General features: G+C 41.6%; 1 protein-coding gene. It reads right to left on the reverse strand.

Annotation, left to right across the window (positions count from 1 at the left end; genetic code table 11):
- Positions 1–117: 117 nt before the first annotated feature.
- On the reverse strand, positions 118–305 hold a 188-nt coding region (locus AB4512_RS24775; protein WP_372176123.1), incomplete at its 5' end, for a hypothetical protein.

Raw genomic sequence — 305 nt, forward strand, 5'->3', positions numbered from 1 at the left:
CCTTAAAAGTTCTTAGGTGTAATTCTCGATTAAACCTACGCTCAGACAAACAAAAGAGCCCACTAACTCATGGCTAGCAGACCCTTCATCAATCTAATCATCTAATCGGTAAAACGCTTAATTTTCTGACGTTGAGCCTCTTAGAATATCGCGTTTAACTTCACCTTTAAGATCGGTCAGGGTTTGTTGGTCGATATCAATCAAGAAGTGATCACTCGCTTGGCCTGTTGCGAATTTTTCAAGAATCACGAACAAGCTACCAAAACGAGAGCGGAATACCTCTCCCACGGTATATTGGCCAAGAT

The organism is Vibrio sp. 10N.222.52.B7 (assembly GCF_041474275.1).
Lineage (GTDB): Bacteria > Pseudomonadota > Gammaproteobacteria > Enterobacterales > Vibrionaceae > Vibrio > Vibrio crassostreae_C.